Source organism: Wenyingzhuangia sp. IMCC45467 (genome assembly GCF_054111205.1).
Genome location: NZ_CM134196.1, coordinates 63,413 through 88,627, shown reverse-complemented (window position 1 = coordinate 88,627; position 25,215 = coordinate 63,413). Strand labels below are relative to the sequence as shown.

General features: G+C 29.6%; 16 protein-coding genes. 9 read left to right on the top strand and 7 right to left on the bottom strand.

The window, feature by feature from the left end:
* The first annotated feature begins 65 nt into the window (after nucleotides 1-65).
* Complete coding sequence (locus ACXGQT_RS00390) at nucleotides 66-3,137, top strand: glycosyltransferase family 117 protein (protein WP_457829461.1); 3,072 nt, start codon at nucleotides 66-68, stop codon at nucleotides 3,135-3,137.
* Nucleotides 3,138-3,141: 4 nt separating this feature from the next.
* Nucleotides 3,142-3,771, top strand: a complete 630-nt coding sequence (locus ACXGQT_RS00385; RefSeq protein ID WP_457829460.1) for a polysaccharide deacetylase family protein — start codon at nucleotides 3,142-3,144, stop codon at nucleotides 3,769-3,771.
* Here ACXGQT_RS00385 and ACXGQT_RS00380 read toward each other — a convergent pair.
* Entirely contained in the window at nucleotides 3,768-4,067 is a 300-nt protein-coding gene (locus ACXGQT_RS00380) for a thioredoxin family protein (protein WP_457829459.1), read from the bottom strand. The two genes, ACXGQT_RS00385 and ACXGQT_RS00380, sit on opposite strands and share 4 nt — an antisense overlap.
* Before the next feature lie 261 nt (nucleotides 4,068-4,328).
* On the opposite strand from ACXGQT_RS00380, the gene polA reads away from it, so the two are divergent.
* The 5 genes from polA (at nucleotide 4,329) to ACXGQT_RS00355 (ending at nucleotide 14,027) form a co-directional block, all read left to right on the top strand.
* On the top strand, nucleotides 4,329-7,130 hold the full coding sequence (gene polA / locus ACXGQT_RS00375) for a DNA polymerase I (protein WP_457829458.1): 2,802 nt from the start codon (nucleotides 4,329-4,331) through the stop codon (nucleotides 7,128-7,130).
* Between the two features lie 26 nt (nucleotides 7,131-7,156).
* Nucleotides 7,157-9,121, top strand: a complete 1,965-nt coding sequence (locus ACXGQT_RS00370; protein ID WP_457829457.1) for an LTA synthase family protein — start codon at nucleotides 7,157-7,159, stop codon at nucleotides 9,119-9,121.
* Between the two features lie 128 nt (nucleotides 9,122-9,249).
* On the top strand, nucleotides 9,250-10,551 hold the full coding sequence (locus ACXGQT_RS00365) for an acetylxylan esterase (RefSeq protein ID WP_457829456.1): 1,302 nt from the start codon (nucleotides 9,250-9,252) through the stop codon (nucleotides 10,549-10,551).
* 88 nt (nucleotides 10,552-10,639) lie between these two features.
* Entirely contained in the window at nucleotides 10,640-11,920 is a 1,281-nt protein-coding gene (locus tag ACXGQT_RS00360) for an APC family permease (RefSeq protein ID WP_457829455.1), read from the top strand.
* A 211-nt stretch (nucleotides 11,921-12,131) separates the two neighbouring features.
* Nucleotides 12,132-14,027 carry a mechanosensitive ion channel domain-containing protein gene (locus ACXGQT_RS00355; RefSeq protein WP_457829454.1) on the top strand — a complete coding sequence of 632 codons (1,896 nt, stop codon included), beginning with the start codon at nucleotides 12,132-12,134 and terminating at the stop codon, nucleotides 14,025-14,027.
* 49 nt (nucleotides 14,028-14,076) lie between these two features.
* On the opposite strand, the gene ACXGQT_RS00350 is transcribed toward ACXGQT_RS00355, so the two are convergent.
* Both ACXGQT_RS00350 and ACXGQT_RS00345 read right to left on the bottom strand, forming a co-directional pair.
* Complete coding sequence (locus ACXGQT_RS00350) at nucleotides 14,077-14,490, bottom strand: DUF6691 family protein (protein ID WP_457829453.1); 414 nt, start codon at nucleotides 14,488-14,490, stop codon at nucleotides 14,077-14,079.
* Nucleotides 14,491-14,500: 10 nt separating this feature from the next.
* On the bottom strand, nucleotides 14,501-15,049 hold the full coding sequence (locus ACXGQT_RS00345) for a YeeE/YedE family protein (RefSeq protein WP_457830788.1): 549 nt from the start codon (nucleotides 15,047-15,049) through the stop codon (nucleotides 14,501-14,503).
* A 114-nt stretch (nucleotides 15,050-15,163) separates the two neighbouring features.
* Between ACXGQT_RS00345 and ACXGQT_RS00340 the strand changes: the two genes are divergently transcribed.
* Entirely contained in the window at nucleotides 15,164-16,048 is an 885-nt protein-coding gene (locus tag ACXGQT_RS00340) for a sterol desaturase family protein (protein WP_457829452.1), read from the top strand.
* A 51-nt stretch (nucleotides 16,049-16,099) separates the two neighbouring features.
* Nucleotides 16,100-17,758, top strand: coding sequence for a pseudouridine synthase (locus tag ACXGQT_RS00335; RefSeq protein ID WP_457829451.1), 1,659 nt, complete (start codon nucleotides 16,100-16,102; stop codon nucleotides 17,756-17,758).
* Between the two features lie 20 nt (nucleotides 17,759-17,778).
* Here the strand turns inward: ACXGQT_RS00335 and bglX are convergent, their stop codons facing one another.
* The 4 genes from bglX to ACXGQT_RS00315 all read right to left on the bottom strand — a co-directional run bounded on the left by bglX (nucleotide 17,779) and on the right by ACXGQT_RS00315 (nucleotide 25,168).
* The gene (bglX, locus tag ACXGQT_RS00330) at nucleotides 17,779-20,058 is read right to left on the bottom strand and encodes a beta-glucosidase BglX (protein WP_457829450.1); all 2,280 of its coding nucleotides are present in this window, start codon (nucleotides 20,056-20,058) and stop codon (nucleotides 17,779-17,781) included.
* Nucleotides 20,059-20,460: 402 nt separating this feature from the next.
* Complete coding sequence (locus ACXGQT_RS00325) at nucleotides 20,461-23,250, bottom strand: triple tyrosine motif-containing protein (protein ID WP_457829449.1); 2,790 nt, start codon at nucleotides 23,248-23,250, stop codon at nucleotides 20,461-20,463.
* A 121-nt stretch (nucleotides 23,251-23,371) separates the two neighbouring features.
* A complete protein-coding gene (locus ACXGQT_RS00320) occupies nucleotides 23,372-23,746 on the bottom strand; it encodes a rhodanese-like domain-containing protein (RefSeq protein ID WP_457829448.1) in 375 nt (124 codons plus the stop codon).
* A gap of 9 nt (nucleotides 23,747-23,755) precedes the next feature.
* On the bottom strand, nucleotides 23,756-25,168 hold the full coding sequence (locus ACXGQT_RS00315) for an MBL fold metallo-hydrolase (protein WP_457829447.1): 1,413 nt from the start codon (nucleotides 25,166-25,168) through the stop codon (nucleotides 23,756-23,758).
* Nucleotides 25,169-25,215: the final 47 nt, after the last annotated feature.

Here is a 25,215-nt window from a genome sequence, read left to right as displayed (position 1 = left end):
AAAGTACTTCAGCATTTATATTTATTTAAATTTGTGACTAAAATTTTAGTTTCTGAAACAATAATATGGAAGAAAACATTTATCAAAAATGGAACATCATCACAGGATGGGTTGTATTTGCTATAGCTTTAATTACTTACACGCTTACCTTAGAACCAACAGTTAGTTTTTGGGATTGTGGAGAATATATATCAACCGCTGTAAAATTAGAAGTTGGTCATCCGCCAGGAGCTCCTTTATTTCAAATGCTTGGTGCTTTTTTTGCTATGTTTAGTTTTTCAGCTAGTAATGTTGCTTACACTGTAAACTTTATGTCTGGCTTAGCAAGTGCCTTTACCATTCTTTTTATGTTTTGGTCTTTAACAAACCTTATTAGAAGGATTGCTATTAAAAACAACCTGTTAAACAACAACAAAATCATTGCTATAATAGGTAGTGCTGCTGTTGGAAGTTTAACCTATACTTTTTCTGATAGTTTTTGGTTTAGTGCTGTAGAAGCTGAAGTTTACGCAATGTCATCATTTTTAATGGCCTTGCTTTTTTGGTTAGGTTTAAAATGGGAAAAATCTTTTGGGCAACCTAGAAACAACAGATGGTTGATTTTAATTTCTTTAATTATAGGGCTTTCTTTTGGAGTACACATATTATCTTTATTGGTAATTCCATCATTGGTCTTTTTATACTTGAACCATTATTATGAAAAATACACTGTTAAAACTTTTATTTTAGCCAATGCAATTGCTATTGGAACTCTTATTTTCATCTTTAAATTTTTATTCCCTTATACCTTATTATTTTTTAGTGCTTCAGAATTGTTTTTTATCAACAACCTAGGCCTACCTTTTAATACAGGAACAATTATTGCTGGTATTGTTATTATTATTGGTTTTTATTTTGGACTAAAATATACTCGCAAAAACAATATGTATTTGGGAAACACAGCTTTGCTATCTATTATGTTTGTTATGATTGGTTTTTCTTGTTGGTTAATGCTACCTATTAGAGCCAATGCCAATACTATTATTAATGAAAACAATCCTTCATCTGCTAGAGAACTTTTGGCTTATTACAATCGTGAACAGTACGGTGATGCTAATATTTTTTACGACACTTTTTATTCTGAAAAATACAATCGTGAACCGGCTAGAGATGCTAACAGTGAAGTAATTATGGAAGATGTAAAACCTAAGTACGAAAAAGATGAAAAAAGTGGAAAGTATATTATTGTAAATGATTATAAAAATGCTCAGCAAAAAACTAGCGATTTACACAAAGGGTTTATTCCCCGAATGGTTGTTCCTAGCTTAGAACAAAATTATAAAATGATTGCGGGCATCCCTAAAAGTAGTCAAGCCAAACCAACCATGGCTCAAAATTTAAAATACATGGCTGAATATCAGTTTGGTTATATGTATTTTAGATACTTGTTTTGGAATTTTGTAGGAAAACAAAACGATATTCAAGGAAACATGGATCCTTTAAATGGTAATTGGATTACTGGAATTAATTTTATTGACAAACTATTTGTAGGACCACAAACAAATTTACCTAGTGATGTGATTAACAACAAAGGAAGAAACATTTATTTTGGAATTCCTTTTATTCTTGGAATCATTGGTTTGATGTTTCAATATGCTAGAGATAAACGAAACTTTTACAATCTATTATTGTTTTTTGCCTTTACTGGTTTTGCTATTATTTTTTACACCAATCCTAAACCTTTTGAACCTAGAGAAAGAGATTATGCTATAGTAGGTTCTTTTTACATATTTGCCATGTGGGTAGGTTTTGGTGTTTATGCTATTATTGAAAAAATTAATGAATATAAAGCCACAAAAGCAGTAGCCATAGGAGTTACCTGTGTATGTTTATTGGTTTCCCCTCTTTTAATGGCTTCTCAAAACTGGGACGATCATGATAGATCTAACAGATACACTGCTTACTTTAACGCCAAAGCTTATTTAGATTCATGTGATGAAAATGCTATCTTATTTACCATTGGAGATAATGACACCTTCCCTCTTTGGTATTTACAAGAAGTAGAAAAATACAGAACTGATATTAAAATCATCAACTCTAGTTTACTGGCTACAGATTGGTATATCGATCAAATGAAACGTAAAGCTTACGAATCTGATCCTATTCCATCACAATTAACACATAAGCAATACAGACATGGTAGTTTAGACGTTGCTTACCACATGGGGCAAGTAAAAGATCGTTGGAATATTGATGATTTTATGATGTGGATTAGCTCATCGGACAAACGAACTTATATTGAAGTAAGTGATGGTAAATTTGAAAAATTCTATCCAACAAATAAATTACGTTTAACAGTTGATAAAAAAACTGTTTTGGCTAACGGAACTGTAAAACAAAAAGATGCTGATAAAATTGTAGATTCTATGGATTTAGACATAGACGAACGTGGATTGTCTAAAAACAGAATTTTAATGTTAGATATTCTTGCCAACAACAACTGGAAACATCCTATTTACTTTACAGGAGGAGCCAATGCTGATGAGGAATATATTTATTTGAAAGATTATTTACAACTATCTGGTATGGCTTATAAATTAGTTCCTATTAAAACTAAAAATGAATATGGAATTTTAGGAATGGGGAGAATTGATAGTGATGATTTATACGAAAAAGTTAAAGAATGGAATTTTGGAAACCATGGAAAAGATTTTTATTTAGATGTAGAATCTAGAAAAAATTCTATCTCATACAGAAACACCATCTCTAGACTGGTAGAGGCTTTAATTAACAAAGGTGAACTTGAAAAAGCTGAAGAAATGCTAGACTTAAGTTACAACAAAATGCCTATTGAAGAATATCAACAATATGGAGTTTGTTTAGGTTTTCCAGAACAATACTACATTATTAACAAATCAGAAAAAGCTAGAAAAGCTGCTGATGTATTGATAAAAGCTTTCCAAGAGCATTTAACCTATTACAGCCAATTTAGTCCAAATGATTTAACTTATTTATTTTCTGAAGTAGAAACGCAGTTCAAAATGTACCAAACCATTGCTGCTGACGTTAACAAATATGATAAAGACGAAGATTATAAAAAGAAAGTAGAAGAGGAATTTATGCAACACATTAAGTTATTCGAAAACATTTATCAATAATATTGTGAGGTTTTACCCTATAAAAACTGCTAAAATTTTCAAGTCCATTTTTAACAAATGGACTTGGAGTTTTAACACTCACAAAAAGGAAATTTACTTAACTTTTGATGACGGACCTATTCCTGAAATTACTCCTTGGGTTTTAAAACAATTAGATTTGTACAATGCAAAAGCAACCTTTTTTTGTATTGGAGATAATATTAAAAAACACCCCGATATCTTTCAACAAATTATTTGTCAAAAACATCGAGTAGGAAACCATACATTTAACCACTTAAAAGGTTGGAAAACAAACACTAAAAACTACATTAACAACGCTTTACTAACTGAAGAACTAATCCCTACACAAAACCAAAAGCTATTTAGACCTCCATATGGTAAAATAAGCCTATCACAATCTAAAAAACTACTAGATTTAGGTTACAAAATTATTATGTGGGATGTATTAAGTGCAGATTTTGATAAAAGTTTATCTGCCAAAAATTGCATTAAAAACGTATTATCAAAAGTAGAAAAAGGTAGTATTGTAGTATTTCACGATAGCGAAAAAGCGTTTCCTAGACTTAAAAAAGCACTTCCTACAATCTTGAAAGAACTAACAAATATGGGCTATGTTTTTAAGGCTATTCCTTAAACATATTGTTGAACCAAACTAATTAAGGTATTGGCATCTTGCTCACCAGATTGCCTCCATTTCATAACTCCATTTTTATAAATTACAAAAGTAGGGTTTCCTTTTACCTTTAGAGCATTTGCTAAAATTTCATTTTTTTGAATATCAATCTTAATTACCTTGGCCTTATCACCCAAAGCAGCAACTACATCTCTTAAAACAACTCCAGTTGTTTCTTCTTCTTCATCACTCCATTGAGCGTAAAAATCTATTAAAACAGGAATTTCAACATTGATTAAATCACCAAACTTAGTCATATATAAACGTTTAATAATTAGTATAAAAGCATTACTAATGTTTATACAAATATACAAAAAACATTGTATTATAACTTTTTTTTGAATTATACAAAAAAACCCAATTATTTTTACTCTTTTTTATACTACACTCCATCATTTCATTTAATTAAACCCCATTTTTAACTTTATCATGAATTAACGCTTAAACAAACTTTATAACTTATAACTTTTCACCTTTATAACTTTTAATTTACATTTACCATTCTTAATTTTTGATTTATGGCTACACAAAAAAGATTATTTTTATTAGATGCATTTGCGTTGATTTTTAGAGGATATTATGCCTTAATAAAAAACCCTAGAATCAATTCTAAAGGAATGGATACCTCTGCAATTCTAGGATTTACAAACTCTTTGTTAGATGTTATTAAAAGAGAAAAACCAGAACTTTTAGCTGTAGCTTTTGACAAAGGTGGGTCTATAACCAGAACAGAAGCTTTTGAAGCTTATAAAGCTAACAGGCAAGAAACACCCGAAGCCATAAAAATTGCAGTTCCATATATTCATGAAATCTTAAAAGCTATGAATATTCCTATTATTGAGGTAGAAGGTTATGAAGCTGATGATTTAATTGGAACCCTATCTAAACAAGCTGAAAAAGAAGGTTGTCAGGTTTATATGGTTACCCCCGATAAAGATTATGCGCAATTGGTTTCTGAAAATATATTCATGTATAGACCCGCTAGAATGGGGAATGGAATTGAAATATGGGATATAGAAAAAGTAAAAGAAAAGTTTGAGGTTGATAATCCTTTACAAGTCATAGATTATTTAGGAATGATGGGAGATGCTGTAGACAATATTCCTGGTTTACCTGGTGTGGGTGATAAAACTGCCAAAAAATTCATCAAACAATACGGTTCTATGGAAAATCTTTTAGCCAATACGCATGAGCTAAAAGGAAAAATGAAAGAAAAAATAGAAGCCAACAAAGAACTTGGATTACTATCTAAAGAACTGGCAACTATTATTTTAGATTGCCCCGTAGAATATCATGAAGAAAACTTTACCATGTGTTCTCCTAATATTGAAGAGACAACAAAGATTTTTCAAGAATTAGAATTTAGACGTATTGCTGATACAGTAAATAAAATTTTTGCATTAGAAACACCACAGGCAGAAACACTTACAGAAGTTGCAAATACTGCAAACAAAGAAAATGAACCCCAGTTAGATTTATTTGCTAATCCAGAACAAACAAACACTACTTCGTCTTTTGGTTTTAATACCATTAGTAGTAATAAACCTATTTATCAATACATCAATACCGAAGTTGCAAGAAAATTATTTATCAACAAACTGATCAATCAACCTAAAGTAGCTTTTGAAATTGTTACCGAAAGGGAGAATTTTATTGATACAATTATTGGTTTTAGTTTTTCTTACCAAGCCAATACAGGATATTACATTCCCGTTACAGAAAATACAGATGAAATTTTAACAGAACTAAAAGCTTTTTTTGAAAACGACAGTATTGAAAAAATAGCTTACGATGTAAAAAGCAATCTCAAGTTTTTAGCAAACTATAACATTACTTTACAAGGAAAAATATTTGACATCAGTTTGGCTCATTATTTATTACATCCAGACATGAGACATCAATTAGATGTATTGTCTGAAACTTATTTAAATTACGAGGTAACGCATCAAGACAATGTTATTGGAAAAGGAAGAAATAAAATAAAATTAGCTGATGTTTCTTTAAACATTACAACTCCTTATTCCTGTGAACAATCTGATGTTTGTTTTCAGTTAGAAACGCAGTTCAGAAAAGAATTAGGAGAAAACAGCCTAGAGAAATTATATGATGAGATTGAATTGCCATTATTAAAAGTATTGGCTAAAATGGAATTATCTGGAATTAACCTAGATGTTCCTTATTTAAAAGAATTGTCTGATGTACTAACCACAGATATTGCACTTTTAGAAAAAGAAATCTATACTTTGGCTGGGGAAGAATTTAACATCGCCTCTCCAAAACAATTAGGAATTGTTTTATTTGAAAACTTAAAATTGGTTGACAAACCTAAAAAAACAAAAACAGGTCAATACGCAACAGGTGAAGATATTTTAAGTAAACTAGCCACAGATCATAAAATTGCAGCTAAAATTTTAGAATATCGTGGATTGGTAAAATTAAAGAATACCTATGTAGATGCTTTGCCAAACGAAGTAAACCCAGTTACCAACAGAGTTCACACTACCTATAGCCAAGCAACTGCTGCTACAGGTAGATTAAGTTCTAACAATCCTAACCTACAAAACATTCCTATAAGAACAGAAAGAGGAAAGCAAATACGTAAAGCATTTGTTAAAAAGAATAACGACTACACTTTATTTGCTGCCGATTACTCTCAAATAGAATTAAGATTAATTGCTGAGTTAAGTCAAGATCCTGAAATGCTAGCGGCTTTTCAAAACGGAGATGATATTCACCGTTCTACCGCTGCCAATGTTTTTGGAGTTTCTTTAGACCAAGTAACTCGTGAGCAACGTAGCCAAGCAAAAACTGTAAACTTTGGAATTATTTATGGAGTGTCTGCTTTTGGATTGAGCCAACAAACCAATTTAAGCAGAAAAGAATCTAAAGAATTAATTGATACTTATTACGAAACTTACCCTACATTAAAAAAATACATGGCTAGTCAGGTAGATTTTGCCAAAGAAAATGGATATGTTAAAACATTATTAGACAGACGTAGATATTTAAAAAACATTAACTCTGCCAATGCCATTGTTCGTTCTGCCGATGAAAGAAATGCTGTAAACGCTCCTATACAAGGAACAGCTGCAGATATTATTAAAATTGCCATGATTAAAATTCAAAATTTACTAGAAAAAGGCAATTACAAAACCAAAATGCTTTTACAAGTTCATGATGAATTGGTTTTTGATATGCATAAAGAAGAAGTCAACACTTTAAAACCATTGATTATTTCTGAAATGGAAAACGCTTATAAATTAAGCGTTCCCTTAGTAGTTGATACAGACATGGGAGACAATTGGTTAGATGCTCATTAATTTTTATATCTTTAGAAAAAACCTACATGCTTAATATTTCAACGCTATTATTTCCTAAACGTTTTAAGTTATTAAAAAGTTTTAGTTCTTTATTTTTAATTGTTTCTTTTCTTGTTAGGGCTAGTCTTTATATATGGTCTATTAATCATATTGAGTTTTCTTTATTTAATCTTTTAAAAGTACTAGGTATTGGGCTCTTTTACGATTTTGGAACTCTTGCCTATATTTTGGCAATATATGGTTTGTATTGGTTTTTATATCCTAAAAAATTTTACGGAAATTGGTTAGACAAATCTCTTGTTTACTTTACCTATTTCTTATTGGTTTTTCTTTTTGTTTTTGCCTTTTTAGGAGAATTTACTTTTTGGGAGGAATTTGCCAGAAGATATAATTTTATTGCTGTAGATTATTTACTATATACTTATGAGGTCATAGAAAACATCAACCAATCTTATCCTCTTCCTTTATTAATTGGTATTATTATACTGGTAACTATTGGAGCTTTTTACATTGCCAAAAAGAATGAAGTTTTTGTAGAAACTTTTTACAATAACGATTCTTATGTAAGAAAAATAATTCCATATGGTTTTTGGGTATTGGTAGCAGGAGTTTTTCATTTATATGTACAAAACAATCAAGCAGAAATTTTTAACAATAGATATGAAAACGAATTAGCAAAATCTGGTGTCTATTCTTTTTTTGCCGCTTATAATTCAAATGAATTAGATTATGATGAATTTTACATCACTCAACCTAAACAAAAATCATTAAATATTGTTCAACAATTACTCTTAGAAAAAAACGGAAAATTATTAACCCCTAATAACATTCTAAGAAGCGTTAAAAACAACGGTAAAGAACAAAAACCCAATATTGTTTTTATTTGTTTAGAAAGCATGAATGCTAACTTTATGGAATACTTTGGAAATCAAGAACTATTAACTCCTTTTTTAGATAGTCTTGCTCAAAAAAGTGTTTTTTACACCAATTTACAAGCTACTGGAACCAGAACTATTCGTGGAATGGAGGCCATTACCCTTGCCATTCCTCCTACACCAGGCCGTAGCATTGTAAAAAGGCCTAATAACAACAACTTGTTTACTATTGGTGAAATATTAAAAGAAAAAGGATATACTAGAACTTTCTTTTATGGAGGTGATGGACATTTTGATAATATGAATGGTTATTTTGGTAACAACGGATTTGATATTGTAGACCACCCTAAAGAAAGTACTAACAAAAATGAGTTCCCCACCCAAAGAACCATTTTTACCGAAAACGAAATTACTTTTGAAAACGCTTGGGGAGTTTGCGATGGAGACATTTATAACAAAGCCATCAAACACATAAACAAACAAGTTAAAGAAAATAAACCTTTCTTTAACTTTATTATGACCAACACAAACCACAGACCTTATTCTTTTCCTGAGGGATATATTAATGATAAATCTGGAAATAGAGTATCTGCATTACGTTATGCCGATTGGGCTATGAAACGCTTTTTTTCTGATGCTAAAAAACAACCTTGGTTTAAAAACACTGTGTTTGTAATTATGTCAGATCATTGTGCATACAGTGCCGGTAGAACAGAATTAGATGTTTCTAGTTATCATATTCCTGCATTAATTTACAACCTTCCTACTGTAAAAGCTCAAAAAGTAAACAAACTTTGTTCTCAAATTGACTTACTACCTACTTTATTTGGATGGTTAAACTGGTCTTATCAATCTAAAATATTTGGAAAAGACATTTCTAAAATGAATTCCAATGATGAAAGAGCTTTTATTGCCAATCATAGAAAATTAGGATACCGAAAAGGGAATGATATTGTTATTATTAATGAAACAAAAGGGAGCAATACCTACACTTGGAACCCTAATGAAAATACCTTAATATTAAAAGAAGACAATGCACATTTAACAGAAGAAACTATTGCCAATTACCAAACTGCATATGAGTTGTTTAAAAACGGAAAACTTAAAATAAATTAATGTTTTTAACCGTAATTTTCTATTAAACCACATAATTATATATAAAGTCATGAAAAACTCTTAACATAAATTTGTTAAGAGTTTTTCATTATATTGAACTTTTAAATTTTATAAAAGCTGTTTATCAAATGAAAAGATTTTTTTTATTTCTATGCTATTTCATCATTACACTTACTAGTCAAGCACAAAATGGATCTTATCGAAGTGATGTTTTGTGGGTAACAACACCTAATCATTCCAATTGGCTTTATAGCATAAATGAACAAGCTACTATTGATATATCTGTATATGAATATGGTATTTTACAAAATAATCTTAAAATAGCATATAGCTACGGTTCAGAACTAATGCCTAGTAATAAATCAGGAATCATTACTTTAAAAAACGGAAAAGCAACATTGCCCATTGGTACTATGTCTACTCCTGGGTTTAAAGATTGCCAACTGAAATTAAAATTAAACGGTCAAGAATACAAACATCATATTAAAGTTGGATTTTCTCCAGAAAAATTACGTCCCTATACCATGTTCCCTAATGATTTTGTTGATTTCTGGCAAAAAAACAAACAAAAAGCATATGAATGTCCCGTAGAAATTTCAAAAACATTTATTCCAAAATACTCAAATGATTTGGTTGATTGTTATCTTATAAAACTCCAAACTTTTGAAAAAGGAAATTTTGTATACGGATATTTAACCATTCCTAAAAAAGAAGGAAAATTTCCTGTTGTATTCTCTCCTCCTGGAGCTGGAATAAAACCTATGGATCCATTAAAGCACATTTTTTATGCAGAAAACGGATACATTAGATTTGACATGGAAATTCACGGAATAAGACCCGATTTAGATCAGAAAACTTATAAAGAAATTAGCAAAGCTTTTGGTTCTAAAAACAACAGTTATCTGGTTAATGGGCTAGATAACAAGGACAATTACTACATGAAAAAGGTATACCTGTCTTGTGTTAGAGCAATTGATTATTTAACCTCGTTAAAAGAATGGGATGGAAAAAACGTCATTGCTCAAGGAGGTAGCCAAGGTGGTGCTTTGGCACTAATCACCACAGGGTTAGATAAAAGAATAACTGCTTGTGCAGCCAATCATCCTGCTTTAAGTGACATGGCTGGTTATAAGGCTAACAGAGCTGGAGGCTATCCTCATTTATTTACCAAGTTTGATGGCATGAATACTCCAGAAAAAATAAATACCCTTTCTTATTATGATGTGGTAAATTTTGCAAAATTAATTGATGTACCTGTGTTTATGACATGGGGATTTAACGATAATGTATGTCCACCAACTACAAGTTATATTGTTTATAATGCCATACAAAGTAAAAAAGAAAAACTAATTACTCCAATAAATGAACATTGGGTTTCTACCACTACCCGTTATCGTATTTTAGAATGGATAAAACAACAATTAAAATAACTGTATAATAACAAGAGTAAATCTGTTATTATACTCATCTATTAACCATGTAATGTATTAGTTTAGTAATTCAATTTTGTAAAAAACAATGCAAGACTTAAAAAGAAAAGTTGGTGTTTTAGGATTAAGTGCTAATATAATTAACACCATTGTTGGAGCTGGTATTTTTGCTTTACCTGCAATTGTTGCAGTAGGTTTAGGAGCAGCTAGTATTTATGCTTATTTATTTTGTGGTATTTTAATTACTTTAGTAATGCTTTGCTTTGCAGAAGTAGGTAGTAAAGTAACAGATTCTGGAGGTGTTTACGCTTATATTCAATCTTCTTTTGGACCATATTTTGGATTTTTAACCGCTATTCTTTTTGTAATATCTGCCATTTCAGCTGATGCTGCAGTAACCAATGCCATATGTGATTTACTAAGTTCTATTTTCCCTTTTTTTAATTCAAAAACAGTTAAAATATTATTTTCTTTTATTGTTTTTAATGGTTTAGGATATTTAAATGTTATAGGAATTAAAGAGAGTATTAGGTTAATTAAAATTATTACCATAATAAAATTAATTCCTCTCTTGTTGTTGGTATTCTTTTCTTGGAAAGAAATAAGTATACAAAATTTAGTAATTGAAACAACTCCAAGTTTTTCTCAAATAGGAAAAATATCATTGTTGTTATTTTTTGCTTTTCAAGGAGCAGAATCAGCATTGTCTATCAGTGGGGAAATTATCAATCCTAAAAAGAATATTCCAAAAGCTATTTTTATTAGTATTACTGGAGTTTTAATTCTTTATATTTTAATACAAACCGTTGCACAAGGTGTTTTAGGTAATACACTTTCTAGTTTTAGCGAAAACCCTTTAAGTCAGGTTGCCAATAATATTTTTGGTCCTATAGGGTTTACAATATTAACAATTGGTGCTGGTGTATCTATGTTTGGTTATTTAAGTAGTGAATCTTTAGGTATTCCAAGAGTTTTATACAAAGCTGCTAAGGACAAAACACTCCCTATAAACAAACTTGCTAAAATACATCCTAAATTTAACACTCCCTATATTTCAATTATAACTTATAGTGTAATTGCTTTTATTTTTAGTACCCTTGGGGGGTTTGAAGAATTAGCAATTATTGCAAGTGCCACAATACTTCTTGTCTATTTAGGAGTTTCATTATCTGTAATTAAATTAAGAAAAAACAAAGCATATACCTCTAGTGAATTTAAACTACCAGGAGGTGTTATTATTCCTATTTTATCTTCTATAATCATTATTGTATTACTTTTTAGTCTTACCCTACAAGAGGTTATTAGCATTGCAGTTGTTGCCTTGTTATTATCGGTACTTTACTTACTCAAAAAAAGACAAAAAATTTAATAGTCAAGTTTAAAATATTTTAACATCGTATTTATTTTTAACATACATTCGATTAAAGTAAAAACTTGATTTTTTGCCTTGATATATTAAAGCAATGTGATGAAAAAAGAATTATACATTCTTTTACAGCGACTTATTTATTGAGGTGCTTTTAGAAAAATATTTATCTTAAAAAATGTATATTGTTATAACTAACATTTGAAAACTAAACATGAAACAACTATTTTATTTTACATTACTACTATACTTTTCTAGTTCATTTACATACTCTCAAGACAAAATAACTACTGATAGTATTCAACAATCACATGATAGTATTGCCAAGAATAATGATTCTATTAACATTGCGTTATTAAATAGTTTTAATGAAAAAATTTATGAAATTCAACAACAGCGAATTAAAGATTCTATTAAAAAAGTTGAATTAGAAAACACTTTAAAATCCTTAAAAACAACTGATAATTTAAAAAAAGAAGAATTATTAAATCAGTTGAAACAAATTGAACAAAGTGAACTAGATAGAATTTCAGAAAAAAAAGCTAGGATTGATGAACTTAGAAAAACAGCTAAAGGATTTCCTGTTATTGGTGTTTTAAACGATACTTTATTTTCAATATATACAAAAATAGGATCTTCTACACCTAAAGAAAGAGCAAATAATATTTCAAAAAAAATAGAAGCTTTGTACAATGATGATTTCTTAAATGTTGAAGAAATTAAAATATCTAAGTACGAAAATAGTTATGATATTGTGTACAAAGAAATCATCATTATGAGTATTTCTGAAGCCGATGCCATATGGTATAATCACACTATAAAAGATACTGCTGAGAGGTTTAAAAATCAAATTCAATCAGCAATTACCAACGCTAAAGAAGAAAATAGTTTACAAAAACTATTAATCCGTATTGCTTTAACACTAGGAGCAATTTTAATCACTTGGCTAATCATTAAATTTGTCACCCGTTTGTTTAGAAAGCTTGATTATATAATTAAAAAAAATCAAGAAAGCTGGTTAAAAGATATTAAATACAATGATTATGTATTAGTTTCTACAGAACAATCTTTGGTCTTGGTATCTTATATATTTACCACTTTAAAAATTATTGTTTATATATTATTACTCTACATCACACTCCCTATTATCTTTAGTATTTTTCCTTTTACTAGAGACTGGGCTGACACATTGTTTGGGTTAATATGGAATCCACTTACCAATGTTATAAACAGTATTATTTCATTTTTACCCAATTTATTTAGCATTGTTGTTATTTATTTTGTGATGAGATATTTCTCAAAATTTGTAAAATATATTTTTAATGAAATCAAACATGAAAAGCTAAAAATTAACGGTTTCCATCCAGATTGGGCTATGCCTACTTATGGTATTGCAAGAGTTTTACTTTACGCTTTTACTATTATTTTAATATTTCCATACTTACCAGGCTCTGGTTCCGATGTTTTTAAAGGTGTTTCTGTATTTGTAGGGGTATTGTTTTCTTTAGGATCTTCAACTGCTATTTCAAATATGATTGCTGGTTTGGTAATAACTTATATGAGATCTTTTAAAATTGGAGATAGAATTAAACTAAACGATTTAAAAGGAGATGTGGTTGAAAAAACACTGTTAATTACAAGATTAAAAACAGTTAAAAATGAAATTATAACTGTACCAAACGCTACTATTTTAGCTAGTAATATTATTAATTACTCTAGTATTGCCGATGAAAACGGACTAATATTACACACTACTGTAACTTTAGGTTATGATGTTCCTTGGAAGTTGGTTCATGAAACTTTAATTGAAGCGGCTATTAGAACTAACGAATTGTCTAACACTCCAAAACCATTTGTACTACAAACTAGTTTAGATGATTACTATGTATCTTATGAACTAAATGCCTATACTAAAACAGTAGCCAAACAAGCAGTGATTTATTCAGATTTACATCAAAATATACAAGATGTATGTAATGAAAACGGAATAGAAATTTTATCACCTCATTACCGTGCAACAAGAGACGGAAACATGACAACCATTCCAAAAGATTATCTAGATAAAAATTACAAAGCCCCTAGCTTTAATATTAAGCTAGATAAAGATTAAAACAAAATAGGTTGCATTTACTTTTTAAATGCAACCTATTTTCATTTTATCAATGTGGTAGTTTGTCTTTAAGAACTCCGTAAACATAAGTCCCTAGTATTGCAAAAGCAACTACAATTAACAAGCTAAAAAAACCTGCACCAAGCAAGGTAAACATAGGGCCTGGACAAGCTCCTGCTAAAGCCCAACCCAATCCAAAAATAATTCCTCCAAACATATATCTTTTAAAACCTCTCTCTTTATCATCAAAAACAATAGGTACACCGTAAAAAGTTTTTATCTTATTTCTTTTAATAAAAGCTGTTATAATTACCCCTAATATTACAGCTACTCCAATAATTCCGTACATATGAAATGCCTGAAAATTAAACATTTCATAAATTCTAAACCACGAAGCTGCTTCAGATTTAAACATGGTTATACCAAACAAAACTCCAATACTTATATATGCTATATTTTTCATACTTATTTAACTAAAAAATTAAAGGAAATAAAACGTGAATCATAAACAGACCTCCCACAAAGAAACCAACAACGGCAATTAAAGACGGAAATTGTAGGTTACTTAACCCAGATATAGCATGACCTGAAGTACAACCTCCCGCATAACGCGCACCAAAACCAACCAAAAAACCACCAATTGCTAGCAGCACAATATATTTAATGCTATAAGTATTAAAAATTTCAATTGGTAAGTAAGATGTTTCTGAACTATTAATTCCATACTGTTGTAAACTTGTTATGGTTTCCTTACTAATATTTACACCAGTAGTGTTACTTAATAAATGAGCTCCAATAAAACCACCAATAACAGCTCCAATCATCACCAACAAATTCCATTTTTGAGACCTCCAATCAAAGCTAAAAAAAGCTGTTTTTTTACCTGCACCACAAATAGTACACAAAGTTCTTAGGTTAGATGACATTCCAAATCGGTCTCCCATCATCAACAATAAAAACATAACCAAAGCAATTAACACTCCCGACACATACCACGGCCATGGCTCTAAAATAAAGTTTATCATAGTTAACTTATTTCCAATATTATACTTAAATTCGGTGTAAAATTAACAAACAACTAAACAAGCATCAGTAACAATTGTTACAGCCAAACTATATATTTCTATTTTAACTTCATGGAAACTTTTTTAAACAGCTTTTACGGAACCGTGTATTGGATCATGAACATGATTACTTTTAAAACAGAATGGTACCTAAATTATTTTTGGGGTTTGGTTGTTATTTCCTTTGTTATATGGCTGTTAGAGGTTTTTGTTCCTTGGAGAAAACGCCAAAGTATTTTTAGAAAAGATTTTGATTTAGATTTTTTCTATATGTTTTTTAACTTTTTCATCTTTGCTTTGGTGATCAATGGAGTGTATACTATTATTGGAAATAAGTTTAACGAATACGGAATTTCTATAAAAAGTCTTACAATTATAGATATCAAATCCTTTAATCCTACTCAACAATTAATCATGTTTTTTGTTTTGAGCGATTTTTTTCAATGGATTACCCATATATTATTACATAGAATTCCTGCTTTTTGGAAATTTCATCAAGTACACCATAGTGTAAAAGAAATGGGCTTTGCTGCTCATTTACGTTATCATTGGATGGAAAATATACTATACAAACCTCTAAAAACATTGGCTATTATGTTACTTGGTGGTTTTGAACCTGAACAAGCTTACATTGTTCACTTTGTTGCTATTATTATTGGGCATATAAACCACTCTAACCTAAACATTACATGGGGACCTTTAAAATATATTTTAAACAATCCTGTAATGCACTTATATCATCACGCTTATAATTTACCAGAACATAAAAAATATGGGGTAAATTATGGAATTAGCTTAAGTCTTTGGGATTATATTTTTAGAACTAATTACATTCCAGAAGTTGATAAATATTTAAAACTTGGCTACGAAGGTGATGAAAAAATGCCTAATAAATTTAGTCAACAATTACTATATGGTTTTATAAAATTTAAAAAGAACAAACCTAAGTTTAGATAAAAAATTCTTAATAATCTAATTGTATATTTGCCTATAAATTTTGATTTCACAATGTCTTTACCAAAACATTTTCATTTTTTTAAGCAACCTATTTCTAATATTTTACTTCCTAAAAAGTTTACTTATCCTTTTTATTACGAACCTCATAAACTAAGTAAAATAGCTGCAGAACAACTACAGACATATTTAAATACCCAAACTGATTTTATTGATAATTTTACAGAAACAGGGAAAATGTTTGGCGTTTTAGTTGTTAAAAACCAACAAGACAAAATAGGATTTTTAGCTGCTGTTTCTGGTAAATTAAATGATAGTAATTCTCACCATTATTTTGTTCCTCCAGTTTTTGATATGCTCCCTACAGATGGGTATTATAAAATTGAAGAAGAAAAATTAAATATTTTAACCAAAGAAATAGAGGAGTTAGAACAGGCTGATGACTTTTTAAATACTATAAAAAACTTAAAAAAAGTACTAGAAACTGCAGAGAAAGAGAAAGAGACTTTACGTGTAAAAATGATTATAGCTAAAAAAGAACGTAAAGAAAAAAGAAAGCAACTTGAACTAGAGTTTAATGGTGATGAGCTACAAGAAAAACTAAAAGTTTTAGACAATCAAAGCATTTCTTACAAGCTAAAAAAGAGATATTTAACTTTTTTTTGGGATCAAGAAATTCAACAAAAAAAAGCAGAATTGAATGTTTTTGAAACCAAGATTAAACAATTAAAAAACATAAGAAAAGAACAATCTAATCACTTACAGCAGTATCTTTTTAAACAATATCAGTTTTTAAACAAAGATAAAATTGCCAAAGGATTGTTACCAATATTTAAAGAAACACCTTTACAAACACCACCTGCTGCTGCAGGAGAATGTGCAGCTCCAAAACTATTACAATACGCTTTTGAAAACAACTTAACTCCTATTTGTATGGCTGAATTTTGGTGGGGAAAAGCCCCGAATTCAGAAATTAGAAAACACGGACACTACTACCCTGCTTGTCAAGGAAAATGTAAACCTATTTTAGGACATATGTTAAACGGAATAGATTTAGATATAAATCCGCTTTTAGACAATCCTGCTGTTGGAAAAGAGTTAGAATATATTTTTGAAGACGATTATATGGTGGTTGTAAATAAACCTGCTGAATTTTTATCAGTCCCAGGAAAAACTATTAACGATTCTGTTTATTTACGTATCAAACAAAAATACCCCAATGCTACTGGTCCTCTTATTGTTCATAGGTTAGATATGTCTACTTCTGGAATTATGCTAATTGCCTTAGACAAAAATACCCATGAAAAATTACAAAGCCAATTTATTAAAAGACAAGTAAAAAAACGTTATGTTGCCTTGTTAGACGGAATTGTAAAAGAGGAAAAAGGAACCATTGAATTGCCTTTACGTTTAGATATTGATGACAGACCAAGACAATTAGTTTGTTCCCAACATGGAAAACCAGCCAAAACCCTTTGGAAAGTTTTAGATAGAAAAAACAATAAGACTCGTATTTATTTTTATCCAATTACAGGAAGAACCCATCAATTAAGAGTTCATGCCTCACATCCTAAAGGATTAAATACCCCTATAATAGGTGATGATTTGTATGGGACTAAAAATAACAGATTGTATTTACATGCAGAACATATTTCTTTAACGCATCCAATATCTAAAGAAACTATTGAATTTAAAGTCAAAGCTGATTTTTAAAATTAAGAGAAAGATATATATTATTCTAATTCAAAATTTATATCTAAAGCTGTTTTAGAACTCCCTCCAACAAAAACTTTAAACATCCCTGGTTCCACTATAAACACTCCATTGTTGTTATAAAACCCTAATTCTTTTTCTGATAAATTAAACTCTATAGTTTTGGATTCTTTTGGTTGCAAAAAAACCAACTCAAACCCTTTTAATTCTTTTACTGGTCTTGTTATACTTGCAAACTCATCTTTAACATATAATTGCACTACTTCTTTCCCAGATAGCTTCCCTGTATTTGTTACTTCTACCGTTAGTTTATAATTGTTATCTATAGGCGTTATTTTTAAGTTTTGATATTTAAACTGAGTATAACTCAATCCATGACCAAAAGGATACAAAGCATCATTTTTTTGATCTTGATAATGAGACCAAAACACAATATCTTTTGCTGGCAAGGTTGGTCTACCTGTACTTTTGTAATTGTAATACAAAGGTACCTGCCCTACGTTTCTAGGAAAACTCATAGGCAATTTTCCACTAGGGTTGTAATCACCATATAATACTTGAGCAATAGCATTTCCACTTTGTGTTCCTAATTGCCAACATTCTAAAATTGATGGAATATGAGCATCTGCCCAACCTAATGTTAAAGGCCTACCATTATTTAAAACCAAAACAATGTTAGGGTTTACTTTATAAATTTCTTCTAACAACTCTTGCTGTAAACCAGGCAAACCAAGTTCTGTTCTACTACGTCCTTCTCCACTCATAAAACCATGTTCTCCTAAAACCATAATCACAACATCTGCATTCTTAGCTACCTTTTTGGCTTCGTTAAAACCACTTCTATCTGTAGTATTAAGTTTAACTTCAGTTCCAAAATCTACTTTTCCCAAAGCAACATCTGTTCCTTTTGAGTATATAATTGTATTCTCTTTATAAGCAGACAAACCTTCTAGAACAGATACTGCTGTACTGTCTTTTGCTGCAATTCTCCAACTTCCTAAAGGACTTGTTTTATCATTAGCCAAAGCTCCTATAACAGCTATTTTTTGACCTTGTTTTTTTAAGGGTAATAATTGGTTTTGGTTCTTTAGCAGCACAATTGATTTTTTAGCCATATCTAAAGAAGCATCCATTACAACTTTACTTCCTATAACTTCTTTTTCTCTTTCTTTATCACAATACTTATACGGATTATCAAACAAACCTAATTCAAACTTTACTTTTAAAATTCGTTTGGCTGCATCATCTATCAAAGATTCTTTTACTTTACCCTCTTTAACTAAATTAGCCAACTCATCAACATAAGCATTAGATTCCATATCCATATCAGATCCCGCATTAATAGCAATTTCTGCTGCTTGCTTTAAATTTTTAGCATATCTATGAGCAATCATTTCTGCAATAGATCCCCAATCTGACACTACAAATCCATCAAAACTCCAATCTTTTTTTAATATCTCTCTTTGTAAAAACGCATTTCCTGTTGCTGGAATTCCATTCAAATCATTAAAAGAATTCATAAAAGTTTTTACTCCAGCATCTATACTTGCTTGAAATGGAGGAAAAATAGTATTGTATAAAGTAGAAGTTCCTACATCAACCGTATTATAATCTCTACCTGCTTCTGCAAAACCATATCCTGCAAAATGTTTGGCACAAGCTACAATGGTATTTTCTTTAGACAAATCATCTCCTTGAAACCCCTTAACTCTTGCATAAGCAATTTTACTTCCTAAATAAGTATCTTCTCCCGCACCTTCCATCACACGACCCCAACGAGCATCTCTAGAAACATCTACCATAGGAGCAAATGTCCAGTTAATTCCAACTGCTGATGCCTCTAAAGCCGCCATTTCTGCAGATTTTTTAATAGCTTCTAAATCCCAACTTGCCGCCTCAGCCAAGGGAATTGGACTCATGGTTTCGTAACCATGAATAACATCAAACCCTATAATTAAAGGGATTCCTAATCTAGTTTCTTCAACTGCAATTTTTTGTACTGCTCTAACCTCATCTACTCCCCTTACATTTAACATAGATCCCACATAACCTTTACGTAAATCTTCATACTTTTTAGCTGCGTTTCCTTTTTTAGGTGTAGGTCCTGTAACGTTCCAAAAACCATTGTACTGATTCATTTGTCCAATTTTTTCTTCTAAGGTCATTTTAGACAATAAGTCCTCTACTCTTTTATCTACAGAAAGTTCTTTGCTTTTATATGTTAAAGATTCTTTTTGTTGACAAGAAAATGTGATTAGCAAAATGATGACTGTACTAATTTGTTTGATTCTTTTTTTCATATTCTAAATTTTATAGTCATTTTCTACATATAACTTATCCTTTATTATATGTAGAAAATTGACTGTTTTAATAATAAAGCAGGGTAGGCTTTTTAATTAATTTATTAATTTGGATTGATGCTATTACAAAAATAACCTATAGCTGTTTCTGTTTATAAAAATAACACCCTACAAAAAACATACAACACCTAAAACCAAACGAAACCCTTTGTTTTACAGCCGACTAAACATATTTTAGTTATTATAAAATATATGATTGTAGTGGTACTGTATAGGTAATATTATTATTTGTAGTGTTTTTATATATTTTAAAAAACTATGATTTATATAATTAAAGACATAAAAAAACCTGAATACTATTAAAAGTAAACAGGTTTGTTAAGTAGTTTAATAATTTTAAATCTAAACACTTAAAATATGATCTACTAAATTTTCATCGTTTGTTAAGTTCATTTTTTTTCTTAATCTATATCTTTTTACCTCTACACTTTTGGCTGAAATATTTAACAAAGGGGCTATTTCTTTAGAAGACAAATTCAATCTTAAATAAGCACATAGTCTTAAGTCGTTTGAAGTTAATGATGGATGCAATGTTTTTATTTTTTTTATAAAATCCTTATCAGCATTATTAAATGCTTCTTCAAAAAGTTTCCAATCATCTGTGTTTTTTAAACTTTTATCAATAATTTTTAAAACAGTATTAATGTTTTTAGGTTCTCCTTTTAACAACTCCTTTTTTATGCTATTTAGCAATTCGTTTTTCTTAATAATATTCATAGTAGAGCTTGCCAACTCTTTGTTTTTTAATGCTACATCAGCTTCTAGTTTTTGATTTTTTAACAAAGTTAATTCTTGCTCGTTTTCTAATTTTTGTAACTCAAACTCCTTTTGTTTTTTTAACAATAATCTTTCTCTTTGTTTGGCATAATGTTTTTTATAAATAATGTGCATAAAAACAGAAAACAAAACAATAACTACCCCATACAGCAATAACATAATAGTGGTTAAGTACCAAGGTTTGGCTATTGTAAAATCATAAAAAGCAATGTTTGAACTAAGCTTTCCATTTACTTTTGATTTTATTTTAAATGAATATTTACCATAAGGTAAGTTTTCAAAAACCACCGTTCCGTTAGATTTCCAATCACTCCAAGTATTACTTAACCCTTGTAACTGATATTGATAAACAATTTCTGAAAACTCATTAAAAACAGGGACACTGCACATAAACTTAAAATAGTTTTGATTGTTTTTAAAAACTATATTTTTTGTCATATCAACAGAAACAGAATTGCTATTTAACGTAGAATTTTGAATTTGATTAATTGTTATCTTATGGGTTTGATGTGCGTTTAAATCATTTATATTTACAACAATATAACCATAAGAAGTTCCTAATAAATAAGTATCCTTGGTTAGTTTACATATGTTTTCATATCCAGAAGCACCTTTTCTTAATGATAAAGGCATAGAAATACGATGAATAATAGGTTGAGTACTTAAAGTCCCTTGTTCTATATAACATATTTCTTTTTTAGAAAAACCCCATAATTTATCTACTAAAGGCATATTAATCAATACTCCTGTAGTATAATTTTCTGATGAGATATAACTTGATAAAACTGTATCTTTTACAAATAAATCTTTTTCTTTGTTATATTTATAAATTCCGTTTTGATAAGAATATAAAACATCACCTTTATAAGTTAATAAAGATGAATGAAGTCCTTTGGCTACAGAAGTCATTTTATCAACCTGAGTTATTTTTGTAAGACTATCGTTAATTGTTAGTTTATAAATACCTTTATATTCATGATTTACAAACAATGTATTCTTATCTAAAATTTCAAAATATCTACTAGAAACATCAAATCCTTTCAACTTATTTTTAAACTTCCATATTCCTTGTTTTTTTTCAAAAACAGACAAACCAGTATAATTTCCCTGAATAAAAGTAGTATTAGATAATGGCGTTATTTTCCATGTTCCCATTATATTCCCTATCAATACTGCTTTGTTATTATTAATAATAAATGTACCATTATTATGACCACACAATAAATCTCCATTAATATTTTTAAGTTCCCAAACCTGACCCTCGGTATTCTTTACCAACTCAAAATCATTTTGAGAATTTTTCTTTCTACAAAACAAACCTTGATTGGTTCCTAAATACAAAAATCCATTGTGAATTATAGAAGTATAAACGGTTCCTAAAACACCACTTGTATCTTTAAAAACTTTAAAAGGAGAATTTAAATTAAGAATATTTATTCCATCATCTAAGCCCAGCCAAACATTATTGTCTATATCTTCAAAAAGACTTAAAACAGTATTATCACTTAATCCTTTCTCTTTATTAATTAAAAATTTAACACCTAATTGTTCATCATAAACCAATACTCCATTAGAAATAGTTCCCAATGCCAAATTTCCATTAGTTAATTGTATGCTACTATAGAGCCTATAATCTTTTATCAGTTTATTTAATACTACATTCCACTCTTTTAAAACTCCATTTTCTAAACTATAAATACCTTTATTTGCTGTAACAAAAACCAATTGATGCTTATAGTTATGAATGGACACAACATCATGTTTTAAAAACAAGTTGTTTTTTGATACCAAGGATGTAGTTCCCTTTTCTAGCTTATAAATTCCCTTTTCATGTTCCTGATAATAAATAACATCATCCACTTTAAACATTGATGTTATTTGAGAATCTACCTGAATGATTTTATGGGTCTTAGTTTTTAAATGATATATATAAATTCTTTGCAAAGATTGAAACAACACATAATCATCTAAAGTTTCTATATGCCAAATTTGTTCATCTTCTAAAAAATTAACATCATTAGATAAGGAATTATACTCTAGAACCCCAAAATTATTTTTTTTCCAAAAACCAAAACCATTGTAAAAACCTATGTATATATAATTATTGATGACTTTAACAGCCCTAACGATTGTCTGATTTGGTGATGGATATAAATTCCAACAAGCACCATTATACTCTAACAACCCTTTATTGTTAGCTATGTAAACGTATTTATTCTCTGCTTGTGATATTGCCCAATTCTGATTTTCAGCATGATAATCTTTAGACGTATATTTACGAATTGGAGGTAACTCTTGAGCTCCAATAAAATTTGTTAAAAACAATAATACGATAAAACAATACAGTGATTTCATTGGTATTTTATTTCCTAAAAAGGTTCAAGATAATAAGAAATAAAGAACAATAATTGATATTTAAATAATTTACTTTCGTAAATAAAAAAACAGACATTATTAAGATGTCTGTTTTTTTTATTTAATTCCCGTTAGATTGCCAATTTAAATAACCACCTTCTAAATCATAAACTTCTTTAAAACCATGTTTCTGTAAAATTTTTAAAGCCTTCTGACTTCTTTTTCCAGACCTGCAATACAAATACACAGGTTTATTTTTATCTAGTTGTTTGGTTTTCTCTAAAAAATCAGCAGATAAAACATTTATGTTTTTTGCTTTGTTAATAGCTCCTTGTTTATATTCTGCAGCAGTTCTTACATCTACCAACTGTGTTCCTTTTTTATTGATCTCTTTTTTAAAATCATCATACTTTAGTTGATTTTCTTTTTGTTGTCCAAATGTTTTAAAGACTACTAAAAGTCCAAAAACCATTACTGATATAATTATATAAGACATGCGCATAGTTTATGATTTAATTGTAGACGGACAAACATAATCCGTTGTTTTTACTCCACTTTTTTTAATTGCAGAAAAACCTCCCGAAACATCAATAAAGTTATGAATTCCTCTACTTTTTAAAATAGAAGCTGCAATCATACTTCTATACCCTCCTGCACAGTGAATATAAAACATCCCTTTGTTTGGAAAATCTTTTAAATAGTTATTTATATCATCCAAAGGAGTGTTTATAGCTTGTGGTAATCTTTCTGATAAATATTCTGATGGTTTTCTAACATCAAAAATAGCTGTTTTTTCCGTAAAAGTATCTTTAATATGGTTGGGTAATATTTGGTTTACTGTATCATACTCTTTCCCTGAGTTTTTCCATGTCTCAAATCCTCCTTTTAAATATCCTAAAGTATTATCAAAACCAACTCTAGATAAACGTGTTATGGTTTCCTCTTCTCTTCCTTCTGGAATTACCAATACAATAGGTTGTTTTACATCACCAATTAAAGCACCTACCCACGGAGCAAAACTTCCATCAACTCCTATAAAAATAGATTTAGGAATGTGACCTTTTGCAAATTCTTTTTGGGTTCTTACATCTAATACCAAAGCTCCAGTTTCATTAGCCAGTAACTCTAATTCTTCAGGTAACAACTCATGTGATCCTTGCTCAATTACATCTGCAATATCTTCATACCCCTCTTTATTCATCTTTACATTTAATGGAAAATATTGAGGAGGAGCAGTTAAACCATTGGTAACTTCTTTTACAAATTCATCTTGAGTCATATCTGCCCTTAAAGCATAATTTGTTTCTTTTTGCTCACCAAGAGTTCCTGTTGTTTCTTTACTCAAATTTTTTCCACATGCCGAACCTGCTCCATGACCAGGATAAATAATCAACTCATTTTCTAAAGGCATTATTTTAGTTCTTAAACTAGTGTATAAAGTTCCTGCCAATTCTTCTTGGGTCATACTCGCAGCTTTTTGTGCCAAATCGGGTCTACCTACATCTCCCAAAAACAAAGTATCTCCTGTAAACAAAGCATGGTTTTTTCCATGTTCATCCTTTAACAAATAAGTGGTAGATTCCATAGTGTGCCCTGGAGTGTGTAAAGCCATAATTGTAACTTTTCCTAACTTAAATTCTTGATAATCTTTGGCTATAATGGCATCAAAAGTAGGATTAGCATTAGGGCCATAAACAATAGGAGCCCCTGTTTTTTTTGATAAAGTAACATGGCCACTCACAAAATCTGCATGAAAATGTGTTTCAAAAACATATTTAATTATAGCGTTATTTTTAGATGCCATATCAATATAAGGCTGTACTTCTCTTAACGGATCTATAATTGCTACTTCTCCATTACTTTCTATATAATAAGCACCTTGTGCCAAACATCCTGTATAAATTTGTTCTATTTTCATCTTTCTGTTTTTGTATTTATGTTATAAAATTAAGTAGTTGGTCTTTT

Bases quoted from the DNA above. Each gene is read 5' to 3' on its own strand.
- ACXGQT_RS00355 (WP_457829454.1), top strand. From the start codon at position 12,132: ATGAAACAACTATTTTATTTTACATTACTACTATACTTTTCTAGTTCA.
- ACXGQT_RS00365 (WP_457829456.1), top strand. From the start codon at position 9,250: ATGAAAAGATTTTTTTTATTTCTATGCTATTTCATCATTACACTTACT.
- ACXGQT_RS00315 (WP_457829447.1), bottom strand. From the start codon at position 25,168: ATGAAAATAGAACAAATTTATACAGGATGTTTGGCACAAGGTGCTTAT.
- ACXGQT_RS00380 (WP_457829459.1), bottom strand. From the start codon at position 4,067: ATGACTAAGTTTGGTGATTTAATCAATGTTGAAATTCCTGTTTTAATA.
- bglX (WP_457829450.1), bottom strand. From the start codon at position 20,058: ATGAAAAAAAGAATCAAACAAATTAGTACAGTCATCATTTTGCTAATC.
- ACXGQT_RS00335 (WP_457829451.1), top strand. From the start codon at position 16,100: ATGTCTTTACCAAAACATTTTCATTTTTTTAAGCAACCTATTTCTAAT.
- polA (WP_457829458.1), top strand. From the start codon at position 4,329: ATGGCTACACAAAAAAGATTATTTTTATTAGATGCATTTGCGTTGATT.
- ACXGQT_RS00370 (WP_457829457.1), top strand. From the start codon at position 7,157: ATGCTTAATATTTCAACGCTATTATTTCCTAAACGTTTTAAGTTATTA.
- ACXGQT_RS00360 (WP_457829455.1), top strand. From the start codon at position 10,640: ATGCAAGACTTAAAAAGAAAAGTTGGTGTTTTAGGATTAAGTGCTAAT.
- ACXGQT_RS00325 (WP_457829449.1), bottom strand. From the start codon at position 23,250: ATGAAATCACTGTATTGTTTTATCGTATTATTGTTTTTAACAAATTTT.
- ACXGQT_RS00320 (WP_457829448.1), bottom strand. From the start codon at position 23,746: ATGTCTTATATAATTATATCAGTAATGGTTTTTGGACTTTTAGTAGTC.
- ACXGQT_RS00350 (WP_457829453.1), bottom strand. From the start codon at position 14,490: ATGAAAAATATAGCATATATAAGTATTGGAGTTTTGTTTGGTATAACC.
- ACXGQT_RS00390 (WP_457829461.1), top strand. From the start codon at position 66: ATGGAAGAAAACATTTATCAAAAATGGAACATCATCACAGGATGGGTT.
- ACXGQT_RS00340 (WP_457829452.1), top strand. From the start codon at position 15,164: ATGGAAACTTTTTTAAACAGCTTTTACGGAACCGTGTATTGGATCATG.